The 18,370-nt window shown below is 50.4% G+C and carries 18 protein-coding genes; 4 read left to right on the top strand and 14 right to left on the bottom strand.

Features of this window, described 5'->3' with window-relative positions; genetic code table 11:
• Nucleotides 1–39: 39 nt before the first annotated feature.
• Together AC1RVX_RS16565 and AC1RVX_RS16560 are read right to left on the bottom strand one after the other, a co-directional pair.
• The gene (locus AC1RVX_RS16565; protein ID WP_493217701.1) at nucleotides 40–846 is read right to left on the bottom strand and encodes a TatD family hydrolase; all 807 of its coding nucleotides are present in this window, start codon (nucleotides 844–846) and stop codon (nucleotides 40–42) included.
• Nucleotides 847–897: 51 nt separating this feature from the next.
• Nucleotides 898–1,734 carry a hypothetical protein gene (locus AC1RVX_RS16560; RefSeq protein WP_493217700.1) on the bottom strand — a complete coding sequence of 279 codons (837 nt, stop codon included), beginning with the start codon at nucleotides 1,732–1,734 and terminating at the stop codon, nucleotides 898–900.
• A gap of 145 nt (nucleotides 1,735–1,879) precedes the next feature.
• Between AC1RVX_RS16560 and AC1RVX_RS16555 the strand changes: the two genes are divergently transcribed.
• The gene (locus AC1RVX_RS16555) at nucleotides 1,880–2,626 is read left to right on the top strand and encodes a transcriptional regulator (protein ID WP_493217699.1); all 747 of its coding nucleotides are present in this window, start codon (nucleotides 1,880–1,882) and stop codon (nucleotides 2,624–2,626) included.
• A gap of 29 nt (nucleotides 2,627–2,655) precedes the next feature.
• Here the strand turns inward: AC1RVX_RS16555 and AC1RVX_RS16550 are convergent, their stop codons facing one another.
• From AC1RVX_RS16550 to AC1RVX_RS16540, 3 genes are all read right to left on the bottom strand, one after another.
• Nucleotides 2,656–3,720 (bottom strand): N-acetylmuramoyl-L-alanine amidase-like domain-containing protein, encoded by a 1,065-nt coding sequence (locus tag AC1RVX_RS16550; RefSeq protein WP_493217698.1) that lies wholly within the window; start codon nucleotides 3,718–3,720, stop codon nucleotides 2,656–2,658.
• Between the two features lie 111 nt (nucleotides 3,721–3,831).
• Complete coding sequence (rraA, locus tag AC1RVX_RS16545; protein ID WP_493217697.1) at nucleotides 3,832–4,326, bottom strand: ribonuclease E activity regulator RraA; 495 nt, start codon at nucleotides 4,324–4,326, stop codon at nucleotides 3,832–3,834.
• 55 nt (nucleotides 4,327–4,381) lie between these two features.
• A complete protein-coding gene (locus tag AC1RVX_RS16540; RefSeq protein ID WP_493217696.1) occupies nucleotides 4,382–5,608 on the bottom strand; it encodes an MFS transporter in 1,227 nt (408 codons plus the stop codon).
• A gap of 147 nt (nucleotides 5,609–5,755) precedes the next feature.
• On the opposite strand from AC1RVX_RS16540, the gene AC1RVX_RS16535 reads away from it, so the two are divergent.
• A complete protein-coding gene (locus AC1RVX_RS16535) occupies nucleotides 5,756–6,541 on the top strand; it encodes an AraC family transcriptional regulator (protein WP_493217695.1) in 786 nt (261 codons plus the stop codon).
• A 91-nt stretch (nucleotides 6,542–6,632) separates the two neighbouring features.
• Here AC1RVX_RS16535 and clpB read toward each other — a convergent pair whose 3' ends face one another.
• The gene (gene clpB / locus AC1RVX_RS16530) at nucleotides 6,633–9,230 is read right to left on the bottom strand and encodes an ATP-dependent chaperone ClpB (RefSeq protein WP_493217694.1); all 2,598 of its coding nucleotides are present in this window, start codon (nucleotides 9,228–9,230) and stop codon (nucleotides 6,633–6,635) included.
• 108 nt (nucleotides 9,231–9,338) lie between these two features.
• Between clpB and AC1RVX_RS16525 the strand changes: the two genes are divergently transcribed.
• Nucleotides 9,339–9,893 (top strand): hypothetical protein, encoded by a 555-nt coding sequence (locus AC1RVX_RS16525; protein ID WP_493217693.1) that lies wholly within the window; start codon nucleotides 9,339–9,341, stop codon nucleotides 9,891–9,893.
• Between the two features lie 11 nt (nucleotides 9,894–9,904).
• Here the strand turns inward: AC1RVX_RS16525 and pip are convergent, their stop codons facing one another.
• Nucleotides 9,905–10,870, bottom strand: coding sequence for a prolyl aminopeptidase (pip, locus tag AC1RVX_RS16520; RefSeq protein ID WP_493217692.1), 966 nt, complete (start codon nucleotides 10,868–10,870; stop codon nucleotides 9,905–9,907).
• A 120-nt stretch (nucleotides 10,871–10,990) separates the two neighbouring features.
• Between pip and AC1RVX_RS16515 the strand changes: the two genes are divergently transcribed.
• Nucleotides 10,991–12,028: a phytanoyl-CoA dioxygenase family protein gene (locus AC1RVX_RS16515; RefSeq protein WP_493217691.1), complete on the top strand. Its 1,038-nt coding sequence runs from the start codon at nucleotides 10,991–10,993 to the stop codon at nucleotides 12,026–12,028.
• A gap of 34 nt (nucleotides 12,029–12,062) precedes the next feature.
• Here the strand turns inward: AC1RVX_RS16515 and crcB are convergent, their stop codons facing one another.
• The 7 genes from crcB to AC1RVX_RS16480 all read right to left on the bottom strand — a co-directional run bounded on the left by crcB (nucleotide 12,063) and on the right by AC1RVX_RS16480 (nucleotide 18,328).
• Complete coding sequence (crcB, locus tag AC1RVX_RS16510) at nucleotides 12,063–12,446, bottom strand: fluoride efflux transporter CrcB (protein WP_493217690.1); 384 nt, start codon at nucleotides 12,444–12,446, stop codon at nucleotides 12,063–12,065.
• A complete protein-coding gene (gene moaE / locus AC1RVX_RS16505) occupies nucleotides 12,443–12,925 on the bottom strand; it encodes a molybdopterin synthase catalytic subunit MoaE (protein WP_493217689.1) in 483 nt (160 codons plus the stop codon). The genes crcB and moaE overlap by 4 nt, the downstream gene beginning before the upstream one ends.
• Nucleotides 12,926–12,928: 3 nt before the next feature.
• Nucleotides 12,929–13,186 (bottom strand): molybdopterin converting factor subunit 1, encoded by a 258-nt coding sequence (gene moaD / locus AC1RVX_RS16500; RefSeq protein WP_493217688.1) that lies wholly within the window; start codon nucleotides 13,184–13,186, stop codon nucleotides 12,929–12,931.
• 17 nt (nucleotides 13,187–13,203) lie between these two features.
• Complete coding sequence (locus tag AC1RVX_RS16495; RefSeq protein ID WP_493217948.1) at nucleotides 13,204–14,397, bottom strand: molybdopterin molybdotransferase MoeA; 1,194 nt, start codon at nucleotides 14,395–14,397, stop codon at nucleotides 13,204–13,206.
• Between the two features lie 204 nt (nucleotides 14,398–14,601).
• Nucleotides 14,602–15,117, bottom strand: a complete 516-nt coding sequence (locus AC1RVX_RS16490) for an outer membrane lipoprotein (protein ID WP_493217687.1) — start codon at nucleotides 15,115–15,117, stop codon at nucleotides 14,602–14,604.
• 229 nt (nucleotides 15,118–15,346) lie between these two features.
• Nucleotides 15,347–16,711, bottom strand: coding sequence for a family 43 glycosylhydrolase (locus AC1RVX_RS16485; protein WP_493217686.1), 1,365 nt, complete (start codon nucleotides 16,709–16,711; stop codon nucleotides 15,347–15,349).
• Between the two features lie 267 nt (nucleotides 16,712–16,978).
• On the bottom strand, nucleotides 16,979–18,328 hold the full coding sequence (locus AC1RVX_RS16480; RefSeq protein WP_493217685.1) for a DUF3422 family protein: 1,350 nt from the start codon (nucleotides 18,326–18,328) through the stop codon (nucleotides 16,979–16,981).
• Nucleotides 18,329–18,370: the final 42 nt, after the last annotated feature.

Raw genomic sequence — 18,370 nt, 5'->3', positions numbered from 1 at the left:
GACGCCGGCTACCAGGCCCAACATTACCGCCCGCACTATTTACACCCTTTGCATGCGCGGCAGAATATCCAGCGCGTTGGCACTGGTGGCGGCTGCCACTTGTGCTTTGTCCATCTGGCGCAATTCTGCCAGTACGCTGCCTATCTGTGGCAATTGGGATGGGCTGTTGGCCCCTGCAGTCAGCCATTGGGGCGGAATATCTGGCGCATCGGTTTCCAGCACGATGCTCTCCAGCGGCAATTCCATTGCCAGACGTCGTATTTGCAAGGCACGGGTGAAGGTCATCGCGCCACCAAAACCCAACTTGAATCCCTGCGCGATAAATGCCTCTGCCTGTTGCTGGCTGCCGTTGAAGGCATGGGCGATCCCACCGCGGACTTTGATGCGACGCAAATGCTTGAGTATGATGTCTTGCGAGCGACGTACATGCAGCAGGACTGGCAAATCAAAATCACGGGCGATTTTTAGTTGCTCAATATAGAAATATTCCTGCTTTTCCCGCAATGGACTTTGAGTCAATGCAGGCACGAAATAATCCAGCCCGATTTCACCTATGGCAACCAGTTTATGATCAGCATCTGCGCCCGCCATCAGACTATCGACTTTTTGACGCAAAAACAGCAAGTCTTCTTCTTTGGACGTGGGGACATACATGGGGTGTATGCCCAACCCATAAAAACAGTCACTGCGCTGCTGCCCAAGTTGTATGACCGTATCGAAATTGCTCTTATGGACGGCTGGCACCACAATGCCTGTCACGCCCGCCAGCGCAGCCTGTTCGGCCACTTGCAGCGAGGTGCCGCCAAATTCAGCGGCGTCAAGGTGACAGTGCGTATCTATCCACATAAAATCAGTCAGGGTTGGTTTAAAAATGAAACTGCCAATCTTCGACTGTAATTATGAGGCAGATTGCCTGAATCCCTCAATTTTTTGTATCCTCCTCTGCAAGAACATCATGCCCGATCTTTGCGGTCGCAAGTCAAGCACGATCAAACCAGCGGCTGCGGCTGCCAGCAAATGCTTGAGACTGTGGCCGCTGACGATGTGCAAGGCATGCAGTATTTCAGCATCCAGCAACTCGGTTATTTTTGCGAATACATATAACAGCATGGCACAGCCAAACAACAACCTGGTCTGGCGTGTACTGCGCCATATGGCCTGCCATACAGGTATCAATATCAAAGTCAGTACCTGTATCAGCAAATATGGACGCAAATCACCTGAATACTGCCACCACAATACTGAAGAAAGGCCGGCCAGCAAGAGAACCGTCAGTTCAATCAAAGCACGCCTGACATCCATGCCTGGCAGATTGTCCGCCCTCACTGCCGCCAGCAAGCTGCAACAGGCTATTGCTATCGGCAGACGATCCCAAAACAGGCGGATATCATCGGGGGCCAGATGATAATAGCTGGAGCCGATGGTCGTCGCCATTAAGGCCCCCACGAACACGCAATATGCAGGAAAACCTGCACCACCATTACCCCGTCCGGATTTTTCGGCAAGCACTACTACGCCAACTACCGCAACCAGGGCGAAACCGATATTCGACAACACATCCACCGCATGTGTAATACCCATCCATACCGATTGATCAGCAAATTCATGATAATGCGCGAATTGCAAAACAGGCCCATGTATCAGCATGGCGACTGCGGCCAGTGCAGCAATCGCCGAGGGTGTGGCAGCGAGCAATGTAGATTTGTGCGATTCACGCGCCGACAGAGTACTCATTCGTTTCACCTGTTCTTTTGTCTTAAAGTAGCGATCTTGCTCAGAAGGCGAACAAAATGAAACTCTTTACAAATAAGTAGCAGACTATAATAGGAAAAGTATTGTTTTCCGCGACCATCATCATCTATTCGGGATAAGGACGAACATGACCGAAATCCGGCAAATTCTGAACAGCATCAAGTTCCAGCTTAAACAGCAAGGCAAAACCTACAAGGATGTAGCGCTGGCGCTGGACTTATCCGAGGCCAGCATCAAACGCCTGCTCAGCGTCGAGAATGGGGCCAATATGAGCATAGAGAGGTTGGCACAGCTATGCCATTTTCTGGGTTTCAGCCTGATGGAAATCACGCAGGAAGCCAATGCCAGCAATGCACGCATCCATACTCTGAGTGTGGCTCAGGAAAAAGAACTGGTATCCGACAGCAAACTCTTGCTGGTCGCGGTATGTGCCATCAACCACTGGCAATTTGAAGATATCTTGCGGGTGTATCAGATCAGCGAAACCGAATGCCTGAGCAAGCTGTTAAGGTTGGACAAGTTACAACTGATCAGCGTCTTACCAGGCAACCGCATACGATTGAATGTCGCCCGTGACTTTGACTGGCTGGTCCACGGCCCCATACGTGAGTATTTTCGCGAAAGTGGTATGCCGGACTTTCTGAAAGCTTCATTTCATCAGGAAAATGAGTCCATGTATTTTCTACATGGCATGCTGACTGAGGCGGCAATGCAGAAATTTCATGCCGAACTGCGTCAGTTGAAACAGAGTTTTGCAGAACTGCATACAGAAAGCCTGACCAGCCCCTTGAAGAAACGACGTGGCACAGGTTTATTAATGGCGATGCGTGAATGGGAACCTGTCAGCTTTACGGCCTTGCGTAAGAAGCACTGACAGGGGCCTACGCCCCTATCCCCCACCTGTCACCCACCCATGGTCGCGGGCTTGGGCAAACTTACCGATGCCGGGATGACGATATCATCGCGCAGACGCAAGAATTTAAAGCCCAGCAGTTTTCTTGGATTGGCAAGCTTGCTGGTCCTGGTACGCTCGTGGGTGCGATTGATGAAGGTATCAAAACTTTCTTCCCTGACTTGCGGCTCAGCCGAATTCAGGAAATTTCGCTTGCCATCAGCGTCAACCACTACCAGACCAACATGGGTGATGGATTGATAACCATCTTTATCGGATACAACATTGACAAAATCACCATTCTGCAACTGCGGCAATACCGCATTCACCTGTGCCGTTTTCACATAGGCTTCATGGCTAATCTGTACTGGGATGTTGGTGACTGTATGGTGCTGTTCCCTGAGGAACTTTGCTCTGTCCACGCTGATATCGTAGGTACTCGCCAGCCCTGGCAGCAGGTTGCCAGAAACATCCTTGAGCAACCAGGCATTATTGATGTTCCAGTCCACCTCTGTGTAATGATTACGTGTAGCTACGCCAATCAGGCCATCCTTATAACGTATGCGTTGCAATATCCAGAAAAACTCTTCCCAGGAACGACTTAAAGCCATGGCATAGGTATGTTCAACAAACACCAGGCAATCGCTATGCGTCAGGCTGTACATGGGCAAATTGTCGTGCAACTCGAAAGGGAATTCACCCAGCAAATTCAGGCGATATGGCTGACCGATATTTTTTCTGGCGATGATCGCAATTCTCTGGCGCAAGTCTGGCACACTGACATGCAGAAAAGCCAGGTACTTGTCGACCTCTTGTGGCGTCATCTGATAGATTTTTTTAGCCGGAAAAGGATCAGCTTCCAGCTTGCCAGCAGTTGATGGAACAGAGACTTTATCCTGCGCCTGCAATGGCGCGGCGAAGAATAGCGCGGCAACCGCTAACGACAGTGATGAAAACAGCGGTGAAAATAAGCGAGGAAACATAGGCAGGTAAAAGGAAATGGCACTAGTCAGACTTATACCATAGGATAAGGTTCCAACAAAAATAAACGCATAGCCATCTGTGTGACCATGCATTTCCTGCCTTCGCCCATGATCGACTAATGATACTGAAATAGGACTTACGCAAAATCGTCCCAGCAAGGAGCTGCAACGCAGCTGGGGCGGTTTTGCGTAAGTCCTATGAATTCAGACCAATGCATGCCTGGCTACCAGTACACCATCTATATCCGCATAAATCCAGTCACCCGGATGAATCGCAACACCAGCGATATTGATCAACAAATTTTTCATTCCACCACCGTGTTTGGCGCTGCGCAAAGGCATGGATGCCACCGCCCGCACACCGATATTGCACTGGTTAATCTCATCCACATCACGGATGCAGCCATGTACGATAATGCCGGACCAGCCATTTTTTTCGGCCAATGCAGCCAGGTTGCCGCCGACCAGGGCACAACGGAAACTGCCACCACCATCGATGACCAGAACCTGGCCATTTCCCGGTGTTTCCAGCGTTGACCTGACCATCACGTTATCTTCAAAGACTTTCAGCGTCACGGCTTGCCCGCTGAATTTGACAGCATTACCAAAACGCAAGAAGATGGGTGGAAGCACAGACAGTTCATTGGTGGCAATCTTACCCTCATTGGCATCACAGATATCACAGGTCGCAAAGCTCATGATTTTCCCTCGGTTGGACTTGGTTAGAATAAGACCTTATTCTAACCAGCAAAACCTAAACCGCCAATGCACGCGTCTTGGTTCCGACATTGACGGCCGTCAATATTGCTAACACCTGGAACGCACCTATGCAGACAAAAATCCAGGAAGGATGATGGGCATCCATGATGGCACCAAAAATCAGAGGAGCCACAGCCAGACCAGAATCCAGGCCAGAATAAACAACGCCATACACGCGACCTGTCGCATTCTTGGGTGCTGCTGCCCGTATCAGCAAATCACGTGATGGACCGGCAACGCCCGATCCAAAGCCTATCGCTGCCATCAACACAATGGCGATAGGTGTATTCACCACACCGCTGGCTAATATCAGGGAGAATATCCCGGCAGAACTGAACGCCAGGGTAATCGTCCTGTCATGTTGCGACGTTTTTGCTGCCAGAAAACCACCCCACAGCATGCCTGCGGCTGATGCCAGCATATACCCAGTATAGGCAGTGGTCGCTTCACTCAATTTCATGCCGTACATATCGCGCAGACCGGAAGAAGAAAAACTTTGTATGCCTCCCAATGCCATTGCAGTCATGAAGAAAAATCCAAAACACATCCATACAGCCGGTATGCGCAAGAAATCCGTGGTGCCACCCGAGGCTTTTACGCCTGCATTTTGCGCATTGTGATGATGTGCTGGCTCGGTGTGCAGCAAGTCACGATAGACAAACAAAATAGCCAACACAACAAACGGCAAGAAGGCTGCACAAAACAGCGCAGTGCGCCAGGTTGTCAAGCCAGCTATTGTCACCAAAAACACCGGTGCCGTCGCCCACCCCAGATTGCCTGATATACCATGCACAGAAAATGCATATCCCAGGCGCGCAGTGGAAACCTTTTTGTTCAACAAGGTGTAATCCGATGGATGAAAAACGGCATTTCCAACACCAGCCAGCATGGAACCGGCCAGTAGCATCGAGTAATTTTGGGCAGACGACAGTATCAGGGCGGCAAAGCCCAGGCAGCTAATACCAAAGAACAAGACCGCCCTCGCCCCCAATTTGTCGACAATGAAACCCGACAAAGCCTGACCTATACCGGAAATGACAAAAAATACCGTCATCAACAGACCAAGTTCTGCATAACTCAGGCTAAAAGCATCCTTAATCCAGGGGAACAAGGGGGCCAGTATCATATGGAAAAAGTGGGAAATACCATGTGCCAGGCCCACCAGGCTGATCACCATGGCGTCCTGTCTGAGATTCACTGGCGGGCTTACTGCTGTAGTCATACCGAGTCCTTTCGCTATTGAATTGGCGCATTGCAGCGCCTGACGGAAAGAGTGTATGCAAAATCTGGCAGTCTGATTTAAGATAGATGGACAAACTTTGTCGAATTTACGACAATTCAATAATATTAATTAGATGATAATTTTAATATGGCAGTAGAAATCCTGACCGATACCCGCCCGCAGTCGCCCGACAAGCGCCCCACTGCGGCACGACCAGTGCGTCTGGTAGCGCGCAACCTGCCGACGGAAGAAGTGATACGCATGCATCACCACGAATGGGGTCAACTGACTTATACCCCACAAGGCATGATGCAAATCCTGGCCAATGACAATACCTGGTTCGTACCGCCATTAAGGGCTATCTGGATACCGGTAGGTGTGGAACATGAAGTCAGGATTATTGAACCTTCACAATTGCGTTTGCTGAATTTTCATGCAGATCATCTGCCTTTCAAAGGTGATAATTGTCTGGTACTGGAGGTATCGTCGTTGCTGCGTGAATTGATTGCTGCCATGGAGCAGATAGATGACGCTGGCCCACGTGAAAACCATCTTGCTGCCGTCATCACCGATGAGTTGCAAACGGCCAAGCATTTGCCCATACGTCTGCCCATGCCACGCGACAAACGCCTGAAAAGCTTGTGTGAAATATTGCTGGCGGACCCGGCATCTGGTCTCACGCTGGAAGACTATGCAACGCAGGTGGGAGCATCATCACGCACGCTATCGCGTCTGTTCGAACAGGAACTGGATATGTCCTTCACCGCCTGGCGGCAGCAAATGCGCTTATCAAAAGCATCACCACTAATCAGCAGCGGGTTACCTTTGTCGCAAGTGGCGGCTGAACTGGGCTATGCCAGTCAGTCAGCCTTCTCTGCCATGTTCAAGAAAACATTTGGCGAATCACCAAGCAGTTTTTTTCGCCAGAAATAAAAAACGGGCAGCATTCGCATGCTGCCCCAACTTGCTTCCTACAATCAGATAGACCAGGAACTGGTCGCAAAGTTCAAACTTTTCGATTCAATCATGCATTGGCTTTGGTGAACACCAATTCATGGTCTTTGGCATCAATAGCAATCACATCCTTGGGTCCGAATTTGCCTTGCAATATCAATTTCGACAAGATGTTCTCTATTTCCTGCTGTATTGCCCGTTTCAATGGTCTTGCGCCGTACACAGGATCGAAACCAGCTTCGGCAATTTTTTGTAAAGCGGCCTCGCTGACTTGCAAGCCCATGTCCATTTGCTGCAGACGTTGCTCCAGTGTTTTCAACTGTATCCTTGCAATTGCACCAATGTTTTTGGCATCCAGTGCATGGAACACCACAATCTCATCAATACGATTGATGAATTCTGGACGGAAATGGGTTTTCACCTCGCCCATGACAGCCATCTTGATCACTTCAGGATCACTACCTTCCATGGCCTGTATCTGATGCGAGCCAAGGTTGGATGTCATGACAATCACCGTGTTTTTAAAATCTACGGTGCGCCCTTGCCCATCGGTCATGCGGCCATCATCCAGTACCTGCAACAAGACATTGAAGACATCGTGATGCGCTTTTTCCACCTCATCCAGCAAAATGACGCTATACGGTTTGCGACGCACAGCTTCTGTCAGGTAACCGCCTTCTTCATAGCCAACATAGCCCGGTGGCGCACCGATGAGGCGGGCTACCGAATGTTTTTCCATGAATTCACTCATGTCGATACGGATCAGTGATTCTTCCGTATCGAACATAAAGCCAGCCAGGGCCTTGCATAATTCGGTTTTACCCACACCAGTAGGTCCCAGGAACAGAAAGGAACCATACGGACGGCCAGGGTCACCCAGACCCGCCCGTGAACGGCGAATCGCGTCAGATACAGCAACAATAGCTTCATGCTGACCAACCACGCGCTGGTGCAATGCGTCTTCCATTTGCAAGAGTTTTTCGCGCTCGCCCTGCATCATGCGAGATACAGGGATACCGGTTGCCCGCGACACAATCTCTGCAATTTCTTCGGCACCAACCTGGGTACGGAGTAATTTCATCTTGCCGTGGTCTTGCTGATTTTTATCTGCCTGGGTGTCAGCCTGCTTCAGTTGAGCTTCGAGTTCTGGCAAACGGCCATACTGCAGCTCTGACATGGTTTGCCAGTCACCTTTGCGTCTCGCATCATCCATTTGCAGGCGAATTTTTTCTATCTCTTCCTTGATATGGGTGCTGCCCTGCACGACGGCTTTTTCTGCCTTCCAGACTTCTTCCAGATCAGCGTATTCACGGGCCAGCTTGTCGATTTCTTCTTCGATCAATACCAGACGTTTTTTCGAGCCTTCATCTTTCTCACGCTTGACGGCTTCTTTTTCTATCTTCAGTTGTATCAGGCGACGGTCAAGCTTATCCATGACTTCCGGTTTGGAGTCGATTTCTATCTTGATCTTGGCCGCAGCCTCATCAATCAGATCGATCGCCTTGTCCGGCAAGAAGCGGTCCGTGATATAGCGGTGTGACAGTTCTGCAGCAGCAACAATAGCCGGATCAGTAATGTCCACACCATGATGGACTTCGTATTTTTCCTGCAAGCCACGCAGAATCGCTATCGTCGCTTCAACACTGGGTTCATCCACGATGATTTTCTGGAAGCGGCGTTCCAGCGCGGCGTCTTTTTCTATGTACTTGCGGTATTCATCCAGAGTTGTGGCACCCACACAATGCAGTTCACCACGAGCCAAAGCCGGTTTCAGCATATTGCCAGCATCCATCGCACCTTCTGCCTTGCCTGCACCGACCATGGTGTGCAATTCATCGATAAAGACGATAGTCTGGCCTTCATCCATGGCAATTTCTTTCAGGACGGCTTTCAGGCGTTCTTCAAATTCACCACGGTATTTGGCACCTGCCAGCAAAGCAGCCATATCCAGTGACAAGACGCGTTTGGATTTCAGGCTGTCTGGCACTTCACCATTGACGATGCGCTGCGCCAGACCTTCAACAATGGCCGTTTTACCGACACCGGGCTCACCAATCAGTACCGGATTATTCTTGCTGCGACGCTGCAAGACCTGGATGGCACGACGGATTTCATCATCACGCCCGATCACAGGGTCAAGCTTGCCCAAACGGGCGCGCTCGGTCAGGTCCAGCGTATATTTTTTCAGGGCTTCACGCTGGCCTTCGGCGTCCTGGCTATCAACATTACCACCACCGCGTACGGCGGCGATTGCCTGTTCCAGCGCCTTGCGTGTCAAACCGTTTTCCCTTGCCAGCTTGCCTGCTTCAGATTTATCCTCTGTCAGGGCCAGCAAGACCATTTCACTTGCCAGGAACTGGTCGCCGCGTTTCTGGGATTCTTTATCTGCCAGATTCAGCAAGCCTACCAGTTCACGACCAGCCTGCACCTGACCGTCAGTGCCAGATACCTTGGGCAACCGGTCCAGGGCCGATTTCAAGGCATTGCCAAGGGCAGTCACATTCACGCCCGCCCTTTGCAACAGGGAACGGCTACTGCCGTCATCCTGGTTGATTAATGCCAACAATACGTGCACTGGCTCTATGTATTGGTTATCATTGCCGACTGCCTGGCTTTGCGCGTCAGCGAGGGCTTCTTGCAATTTCGTTGTTAATTTGTCGAGCCGCATGACTCTCTCCTGAAGAATTAATTAGTGTCACAATTTGGGGCGGCAAAGCCAATTTCAAGAATATTAAAAATAGATGCAAAGTTGTTTGCGTTACATCAAAAGAAAACCATGGATTTACAACAGTTACAAATGAGTTATCTGCCAGATCAGGACAGGCTGCTGGTCAAGTTTTCGTTTTCAGAAAAATCGTCCAGTGCCAGACAGGAGATTCACCTGTTATTCACACGCAGGCTGACCATGCAATTCTGGCCCACTCTACTGGAAGCAATGGCCAAACAGGTAAAACTGGGCAAGCCAGGGGCGGCCCATGCCAGTGCAGAAATGGTACAGATGGAACATGAAGCTTCCGTCGCCGAAATGAAAGACGGCGGCAATTTTGATGCGCCTTTCACCAGCGAGGCCGAAGGCTGGCCTTTGGGCGACCTGCCTTTACTGCCGGACGACATCAAGTTTCACGTGCATGCCACTGCCGCCTTTCGCATGGAATTCATGATTGCTGGCGGAAAAAATTTTGAAATAGCTATGGGGCGTCGGCTATTGCATGGCTTTTGCAAGCTGTTTCAGGATGCCGTAGAAAAAGCCGACTGGGGATTTACGCTGGAAATGCTCGGCAACAGCAGTAGCAGCATTCCCGAAGATGCGCCGCCACGCCTGCTCAATTGATGAAGTGAGTCCTAATCAAAGCTGCCTGTTTGTCTGAATTGCTCGGTTGCGCGCACCAGCGCCTCAGCAATGCCAGGCTCCGAGCCTGAATGCCCTGCATCAGCAATCATCTGCAGGCTGGCTTCTGGCCATGCCTGATGCAGGCGATAGGCGCTGACTGGTGGGCATACCACATCATAACGCCCCTGCACGATGACTGCCGGTAGATGGCGTATGCACTCAATGTCTTGTATCAGTTGATCTTCACGCATGAAAGCAGCATTCAGCATGTAATGCGCTTCCAGCCTGCCCAGACCGATGCACATGGCATCTGATTCAAAATCGGCAATAGTGTCAGGCTGCGGTTTAAGGAAAATACATGAGCCTTCATAGCGACTCCAGTTACGGGCAGCCTCGATATAGACCACCGGATCATCGGAAAACAGGCGTTTCGTATAAGCTTTCAGCAAATCGTGGCGTTCCTCTTCCGGCATCGCTTCAGCAAAACGCTGATGCACCTCCGGGAAGAAAAATTTCATGCCATTCACAAACCATTCCACTTCAGCCTTGGTGCACAGGAATATACCCCTGAGTACAAAACCCAGACAGCGTTCAGGATGCGCCTCACCGTAGGCCAGCGCCAGTGTCGAGCCCCAGGAGCCGCCAAAGATCAGCCATTGCTCTATCCCCAGCATGACACGGATTTTTTCTATGTCACTGACCAGCAAGGGCGTCGTATTGTCACGGTATTCGCCCAATGGCAGCGATTTGCCAGCGCCACGCTGATCAAACAGCACGATGCGGTAATGCGCAGGATCAAAAAACCGCCGGTGATTGGGCGAAGTGCCTGCACCAGGGCCGCCATGCAAAAACAGCACTGGCTGACCTTGCGGATTGCCACTTTCTTCCCAATACAGTGTGTGGGTATCGTCCACCTTCAGCATGCCGCTGCGGTTTGGTTCCAAGCTTGGAAATAAGGGAAAAGTATCAGCAGTCATAGGTTAAAGATGTAAGTTTGTCTAGATTAGGTTGATTATACCCACAACGGCCCTGATGACATCAATTTGCTATTTGTTTCATGGTTTGCGATCATATTTCTTTTTTTACCAGTATTCGCCATGCCCCTGTCCGACACCAGTACAAATCCAAACTACCCGGATGCTACAGTTCGCATCGGGGTGCCACATCTGAAAGATTACTGGTCACGCATGATGGCTGCACGTCGGGGAGAAAAAATCGACCATGACACGAACTTTCACACGGACCGGCTGATGCTCCACGCCTTGGGCGTGGGTTTGGAACAGGTTACGCAGTTCATCCTGAACGAAACACCTGATTTTGCCCACTTCGAAGCATGGCTGATAGCCACTGCAGGCATGCCTTTGGCAGACAACATGGCACGCATTAACGCCCTGACCCATCAATCTGCTATACCTGTGGGCATCTCGGCGTGGCAAGAGCAACTGGCCAGCATGCCGGATGTGCTGTCCAAGGACGATTTGCAACATTGGGATGAACAGGGTTTTGTGATATTACGAGAAGCCGTGTCTACCCAAGATAGTGCTGCCGCAGCACAAGTGATCTGGGATACCTTGAACGCCAGGGAAGATGATGTTGAATCCTGGTATCACGGCGAACATGCAAACATCATGGTGCAGTTATTTCAGTCTCCGGCATTTGATACCAACCGTCACTCGTTACGTATTCATAAAGCATTTACGCAATTGTGGCAGACAACAGATCTATGGGTCAGCACTGACCGCTGCGGCTTCAATGTTCCAGACAGGCCAGGACACAGCTTTCGCGGGCCAGACTTGCATTGGGATGTGAGCCTGTATCAACCCGTTCCATTTGCCACACAGGGGATTTTGTATTTGACTGATACACCGCCAGAACAAGGCGCACTGACGCTGGTACCCGGCTTTCATCACAGGCTGGATACGTGGCTGTCCAGCCTGCCGGCTGATGCCGACCCACGTGAACAGGACTTGCATGCGCTTGGCTCCATGCCAATTGGGGGTAAGGCTGGTGATTTGGTGATATGGAACCAGTTATTGCCACATGGTAGTCGCCCCAACCGGGGGCTTAAACCACGTCTGGTGCAATACATCAATATGTTGCCCAGCAAACTGCTTATTCAACACATCTGGCGCTGAGCTGACGCTGACTAAGTGAGTCCACCAACAGGTCCTATGCAAACAATGCGCGGTAAGTAGCAAAACCAGCAAAACAGCAAATAATGGAACCGATCAGGTGCACTCCGCTATGCATGAGTGCCCAGCCATAGTCGCCACGATGCAACAAGCTCATGGCTTCGGCTGAAAATGTGGAAAAAGTAGTCAAGCCGCCGAGAAAACCTGTCACCAGAAAAAGGCGCCACTCAGGCGACAACTGTGGATAGGCAGAAAAAAATGCGACGCAAAAACCGATAATGTAACCACCGCCAAGATTGGCTACCAGTGTGCCCAATGGCAATAAGGGATAGGTGGCATTCAGCCATAAACCTAGAACCCAGCGCAACCAGGCACCAAAAGCAGCCCCCAGCCCTACCGCCAATGTCCCCAGCCATGTCATACCTTGTCTCCTATAAGCGTTGCAGTTCCTTGCGTCCATTTTTGTAGAGCCTGGTCGTCGGTTTCCCTGGCATCTACCCAACGTGCACCTTCGGGTGTCTGTTCTTTCTTCCAGAAAGGTGCCTGGGTTTTAAGGTAATCCATGATGAATTCACAAGCGGCAAAAGCCTCGCCACGATGGCGTGACGCTACGATCACCAAAACAATCTGGTCCAGTGGCATCAGCGGCCCCACCCTGTGGATGACCAGTACGTCCATCAATTCCCAGCGTTGCTGTGCCTGTTGAACGATTTGCTCCAGCGATTTTTCCGTCATGCCAGGATAATGTTCAAGCTCCATGGCTTGAACAGGCTGTCCCTCATTCATGTCACGCACGACACCGACAAAACTGACCAGAGCACCGATGGCTGGCTTGCCATGACGCATTTGTGCCATCTCGGCATTCAAATCAAAGTCGTCTGCTTGTACGCGTATTGTCATTTGTCAGCCCCCGGTCACGGGTGGAAAAAAAGCAACCTCTGCCCCTTCGCTGACACGTTGATCAGGTTCACACATTTGCTGGTTGAAGGCCATGCGTAAAGCACGACCAGGTGCCAGCACCTCTGCCCAAACGTCGCCACGCTGTATCAGCCATTGCCGGACATCGCCCACGGTCTGCACTTCTGGCGGTACGTCAACCTGCTGTGAAGACAAACCCAGTTTCTCGCGCACGCTGGCAAAAAATCGTAATTGAATATGCATAATAAACCCGAAAAAGCTTAACCCATCAGGCTGCTGAAAGGAATATAGTTAACCATATCACCAGAGCGTATGCCTTGACCTGGTGCAAGGTCGATTAATCCATCACCCCATACCGTTGAAGTCAGAACGGCAGAACCCTGATTGGCAAACAAATCCAGTCCTCCTTCTGCATTCATGCGGGCGCGTAAAAATTCGTTGCGGCGGTCAGGTTTCAGCCAATCGAAATCAGCACGTACAGAATATGCCTGCGGGCTGACGTTTTGCACACCCTGCATGCGCAACAGGAAAGGACGCACGAATAACAGAAAGGTCACGAAACTGGATACCGGATTGCCAGGAAGGCCAATAAAGAATGCCTTGCCCACTTCGCCAAATGCCAGCGGCTTGCCGGGTTTGATGGCGATCTGCCACATATTCAAGCGACCTTCTGCCTCGACAGCCGGTCTGACATGGTCTTCTTCACCGACAGACACACCGCCTGAAGTGATGATGACATCATGTTCCTGACTGGCTAAACGCAATGTGGAACGAGTGGCGTCCAGTTTGTCCGGCACGATGCCATAATCGGTGACATCGCAGCCCAGGTCTTGCAATAGTGCTGTGAGGGTAAAACGGTTGGAGTTATAAATCGCCCCCGGCTTCAAGGGGTCACCTGGCATGGCCAGTTCATCACCGGTAAAAAACACGGCCACTCTGGGGCGGCGTAATACAGGCAATTGTGCCAGCCCGACCGATGCAACCAAGCCCAGTTCCTGCGCCCTCAGCCGGGTTCCCGCAGTCAAAATAGTGGCCCCGGCAGCGATATCTTCACCTTGCCTGCGTATCCATTCGCCCGCTTTAGGCTGATGCTTAATGGTCACAAATTCACCGTCAGCCACACATTGCTCTTGCATGATGACGGCATCGGCGCCTGCCGGGATGATAGCGCCGGTAAATATGCGTGCAGCTGTACCCGCTTCCAGCGCGTCGCCAATATAACCGGCAGGGATACGCTGACTGACGCGCAGGCGTGTTTCCGCATTGATACAATCAGCAGCGCGCACAGCATAGCCATCCATCTGAGTATTATCCAGCGGTGGCACATTCAGCAGGGAAGTCTGGGGCAGCGCCAACACGCGGCCATTGGCAGACAGTGTAGTGACCGTCTCCGTTTCCTGAATCGGGCGGACAGCGGACAATAAAAATTCCAGCGCCTCAGCCACACTGAGCATAGGTTTCGACATGAAGTATTCCCGGATTGAGCAAATTTGTTATCAGGCGATATTGTAGCCTGTATGCTCACATCCGGTTACCTATGCTGCAGGGCAAAAGCTGAGTCAGGCCCGGCAAAGAATATCTCTCCGGGGAAATTACTCAAGGCGGCATGGATTTAAAGCAATCAGTGCATTACCTAAAAACCAACGTCGTAGCTGGGCTCAAGGTGCAGGCACCAATTGTCCGTTCTGGAAAGTCACCCGGATTCTGTCACCTGTACGGTAGTAATTATTCGGTTCCACCAGCATGGTACGCTGCTCACCATTTTGCAGACGTACTGTCAGTTCCAGCTTGTTTTTAGGTGTTGACGAACGCTCCATTTCATTTCCGACTACACCACCAGCAATCGCACCGCCTATCGTGGCTAAATCGCGGCCACTGCCTTTACCGACCTGATGCCCCAACACACCGCCAATCAGCGCGCCTACCGCTGCACCGGCACCAGAAGAACCGCCACTGCCGACATTGACTTCACGTATGCCGACGATAACAGCAGTATCAACATACACATTTTGATATTGATTCGGATAAGGTGCCTGATTTTGCCCATATGCCGGATACTGGGTCGGATATTGTGTTGGATATTGGTTTTGGGTGTGATCAGGATAACGCTGCACCGCACATCCTGCCATCGAGAAAATGAGGGCGACTGAGGTCAGGATAGTAAGCTTACGCATGATGTGCTCCGAAAAAAAGTAATATGTTCAGTTAACGCGACAACCTGTTGTTTGTTGACGCAGCAAGCGCAAAAACATGGTCTCGTAACAATCCCTTGCATTTTCGAACAATGCCTTTACCAGGCTTTACCAATTTGACGAAATTTCTTTTCACATCACGTTTGATACAAAAAAACCAAAGACCTATATCCGGTCTTTGGTTTTTTTTAAAGATGGCAAGGACTTAATGTTAAGGTTTGCTCAAAGCCCACTGCTGATTAGTAGCACCAGTAGGATTCCACTGTATGATCTGGGCATTTTCTGCTGTGCTGACATTCAATACATCCAGCACCAGGCTGCTCAATGAATTTTTGATCACATAGTAGCCAGCACCGTTACCGGTGAGATTCCATTTTTGCCCCTTGCCCGCCCAATATCCCCACTGCGCAATATTGGTACCGGCAGTTGTGGAATTATTAAAGTTATCCAGACTTAGCAAACTATTGGCATTGATCAGACTATAGTAAGTATCACCATGTCCTATCACATACCATTGCTGATGTTTGCCTGATGCATAGGTTTGCTGCTGTACCAATGCGCCATTGTTGCCAGATGCACCGGCGACTGCCATGACTTTTCCGCTCAATCGGGATTTCAGCGTATACAAGCCATCACTGACACCACCACAACTAGTGATACTGGTGAAATTTCGGGTCATCACGGGCCAGCCACCGCTGTAAGTCATTTTCAGTATATCAAGCTTGGGATTGCCGTTATCTGTCAAATCATAATAATGGGTAGAAACATAGTTGCAGCCATCCTGTTTCAAGACACCGATATGCCCAGGGCCTTTATATTTACCATCGACATTGGGCAATATGGTTCTGGTTCCGGTGTATGGCCCAGTGACGCTGGTTGCCCTTTGTACTTCGATGTAATAAGTGCTGTTGACCCCCTGACAGCATTTGCCACGGTTCACGAACAGGTAGTAGAAATCTCCATCCCGGGTAATATACGGCGCTTCCATATCCTTGCCACCACCGCCCAGTATAGAAGTCACATTACCTGCCAGCTTGCCACTACTCTGGTTGATTTCGGCTACACCTATGCCACCAAAAAAAGAACCATATGACATATAAACTTTACCGTCATGGTCCCTGAATACTGCTGGATCAATCGCATTGATTTCGCCAGCACCGCCAAAGGATTCAACGACGATACCAAGATCAGTCCAGTTCGGATTTGTCAGCGAAGCCGAACGAGCTACACCTATCGCTGACACCGATGTACCAAAAGTTGATACAGAATAGTAGAGATAGTAATTTCCATTCATGTGTATGACATCAGGTGCCCAAAACGAGCCGCTAAAATTGGGGACTTTGTTGGCTATCCATGCCGGGTACGTCGTGAACACTGGCTTGGGACCAGCCTGCCACGTCGTCAAATCTGTAGATGTTGAATACCAGATACCGGTACCAGTCGTAAAATTAAAATAGGTATTGCCGTCTTTGGTGATAGTCCCAGGGTCATGTGCATTTTGCACACCAGAGAGAGTAAATGCCGACGCAGTGATACTACAAACCATCAGGCAGATGGCAGCCAGGAATTGAAACAAGATAATCTCCTTTTGTCGTTATATGGCAGGAGAAGTTTGAAGAGTGGTATTTTTTACCGCTGATATCACCGTCATCAGACTTGTCCTGATTCGCGCATCTGCAGTCTTCATGCTGCATTTTTCGCTTCCTGCCAGCTTAGGGCTTGCAGGAAATTTGACTAATGATTTTTTTTGAGCGACAGATATCGAGGTTGATATCAAGGGAGATAACAAAACCAGGAACACGGCAGGCAGGCTGATTGCCTGACCCGCTTTCGACAAGGCATTTTAATGGGAATGCATCTTTTTATGCATATGTCGCAGACTCAGCCAGACCACTCCCACCACCAGTGGCACCATGATTCCAGTAAACAGGTCCGTATTCAGATTGACACCTGTCTGTTTGATGGCTTTGCCGACATAGGCAAATAATCCGGTCACATAATATGAAATTGCAGCGACCGACAAACCCTCTACCGCCTGTTGCAAACGCAATTGCTGTGCAGCGCGGGCATTCATGGATTGCAGGATCTGGCGGTTTTGTGCTTCCTGCACTATCCCGACACGGGTGCGCAAAAGATCATTGGTATTCGCAATTCTTTGCGCCAGCGCTTCTTGCCGGTTAAGCATGGCAACACAGGTATTCATGGCTGGAGTCAATCTTCTTTCCATGAATTCTTCTATGGTTGGAATGCCCTCTATCCTGACTTCGCGTAATTCTTCTATGCGTGCTTCGACTATTCTGAAATAGGCTTGTGAAGCAGAAAAACGATAGCTATTATCCAGAGCCAGTTTTTCTATACGAGCAGCCAGCCGCATGATCTGGTCCAGCAGATCATGTACTGATACACCATTCTGTTCCGGCTCTTTTCCGTTGCGATGCTCCCCTGCCCTGACCATGGCGGCCGACAAGGCAACCAACTCATTTTCTATGGAGTTCAAAGATGTTGCTGCCTGCTGCGCATAGGGCAATCCCAGCAAGGCCATCATGCGGTAGGTTTCGATTTCCAGTATGCGCTGCACTAACCGCCCCGCCTGCATGGCACGCATGTCTATATCACGGATCACAAAGCGACTGAAACCGTCTGCCTGGATGGCGAAATCCGACCACAATTCGCCACCTTGCATGACATGGCTGCCAGCCAGCACATTGCCTTCAAAAACACGCGTCAAGCCGCGTGAAAATTGCTCTGTACTATCATTGCTGCGACACAAGACAACGTGTGCCGCCACCAGCATTTTCCCCTGCAAACGCAATAACCACTCACCCGGCAACTGGGTGACCGGCATATGCTCAAACATCTCACCCAGACCAGGTACTTCCGTCAAACTTTCAGCAAAGGTATAGGTGGCAAATTCGGCATGGCATTCCCACTTCAGGCGAAATCGCCCAAAGTCGTGATAAAAATATTTGGCAGTTCCAGCTGGCGCAGCCACGGCAAAATGGGCACACAATGCAGCCAGCAAGGCGTGTTGTTCGTGTGCTATTGAAGTAGCCGCCTTGCTTTCAGCCCCCGAATAGACGGCAAAATGCGATATGCGTTCTGGTGCCTGCAATTTCAAAAAGGGGCGCGAATGGATTTCCGAAGCTAAGGGAACCCGCAATTGATGATTAAGTGTGGAATAGATGATGGACATGGACGTCGAAAAAGTAAGCGTCAGTAATGACTGCAGATAAGC

It is taken from the genome of Undibacterium sp. GW821-FHT11B02, from assembly GCF_058808955.1.
The sequence above is the reverse complement of the archived record's forward strand: the minus strand, read 5'-3'. Positions and strand labels throughout refer to the sequence as shown.

Excerpts from the sequence above, each read along its gene's own strand:
- AC1RVX_RS16565 (WP_493217701.1), bottom strand. The coding sequence starts at position 846 with ATGTGGATAGATACGCACTGTCACCTTGACGCCGCTGAATTTGGCGGC.
- AC1RVX_RS16560 (WP_493217700.1), bottom strand. The coding sequence starts at position 1,734 with ATGAGTACTCTGTCGGCGCGTGAATCGCACAAATCTACATTGCTCGCT.
- AC1RVX_RS16555 (WP_493217699.1), top strand. The coding sequence starts at position 1,880 with ATGACCGAAATCCGGCAAATTCTGAACAGCATCAAGTTCCAGCTTAAA.
- AC1RVX_RS16550 (WP_493217698.1), bottom strand. The coding sequence starts at position 3,720 with ATGCATGGTCACACAGATGGCTATGCGTTTATTTTTGTTGGAACCTTA.
- rraA (WP_493217697.1), bottom strand. The coding sequence starts at position 4,326 with ATGAGCTTTGCGACCTGTGATATCTGTGATGCCAATGAGGGTAAGATT.
- AC1RVX_RS16540 (WP_493217696.1), bottom strand. The coding sequence starts at position 5,608 with ATGACTACAGCAGTAAGCCCGCCAGTGAATCTCAGACAGGACGCCATG.
- AC1RVX_RS16535 (WP_493217695.1), top strand. The coding sequence starts at position 5,756 with ATGGCAGTAGAAATCCTGACCGATACCCGCCCGCAGTCGCCCGACAAG.
- clpB (WP_493217694.1), bottom strand. The coding sequence starts at position 9,230 with ATGCGGCTCGACAAATTAACAACGAAATTGCAAGAAGCCCTCGCTGAC.
- AC1RVX_RS16525 (WP_493217693.1), top strand. The coding sequence starts at position 9,339 with ATGGATTTACAACAGTTACAAATGAGTTATCTGCCAGATCAGGACAGG.
- pip (WP_493217692.1), bottom strand. The coding sequence starts at position 10,870 with ATGACTGCTGATACTTTTCCCTTATTTCCAAGCTTGGAACCAAACCGC.
- AC1RVX_RS16515 (WP_493217691.1), top strand. The coding sequence starts at position 10,991 with ATGCCCCTGTCCGACACCAGTACAAATCCAAACTACCCGGATGCTACA.
- crcB (WP_493217690.1), bottom strand. The coding sequence starts at position 12,446 with ATGACATGGCTGGGGACATTGGCGGTAGGGCTGGGGGCTGCTTTTGGT.
- moaE (WP_493217689.1), bottom strand. The coding sequence starts at position 12,925 with ATGACAATACGCGTACAAGCAGACGACTTTGATTTGAATGCCGAGATG.
- moaD (WP_493217688.1), bottom strand. The coding sequence starts at position 13,186 with ATGCATATTCAATTACGATTTTTTGCCAGCGTGCGCGAGAAACTGGGT.
- AC1RVX_RS16495 (WP_493217948.1), bottom strand. The coding sequence starts at position 14,397 with ATGCTCAGTGTGGCTGAGGCGCTGGAATTTTTATTGTCCGCTGTCCGC.
- AC1RVX_RS16490 (WP_493217687.1), bottom strand. The coding sequence starts at position 15,117 with ATGCGTAAGCTTACTATCCTGACCTCAGTCGCCCTCATTTTCTCGATG.
- AC1RVX_RS16480 (WP_493217685.1), bottom strand. The coding sequence starts at position 18,328 with ATGTCCATCATCTATTCCACACTTAATCATCAATTGCGGGTTCCCTTA.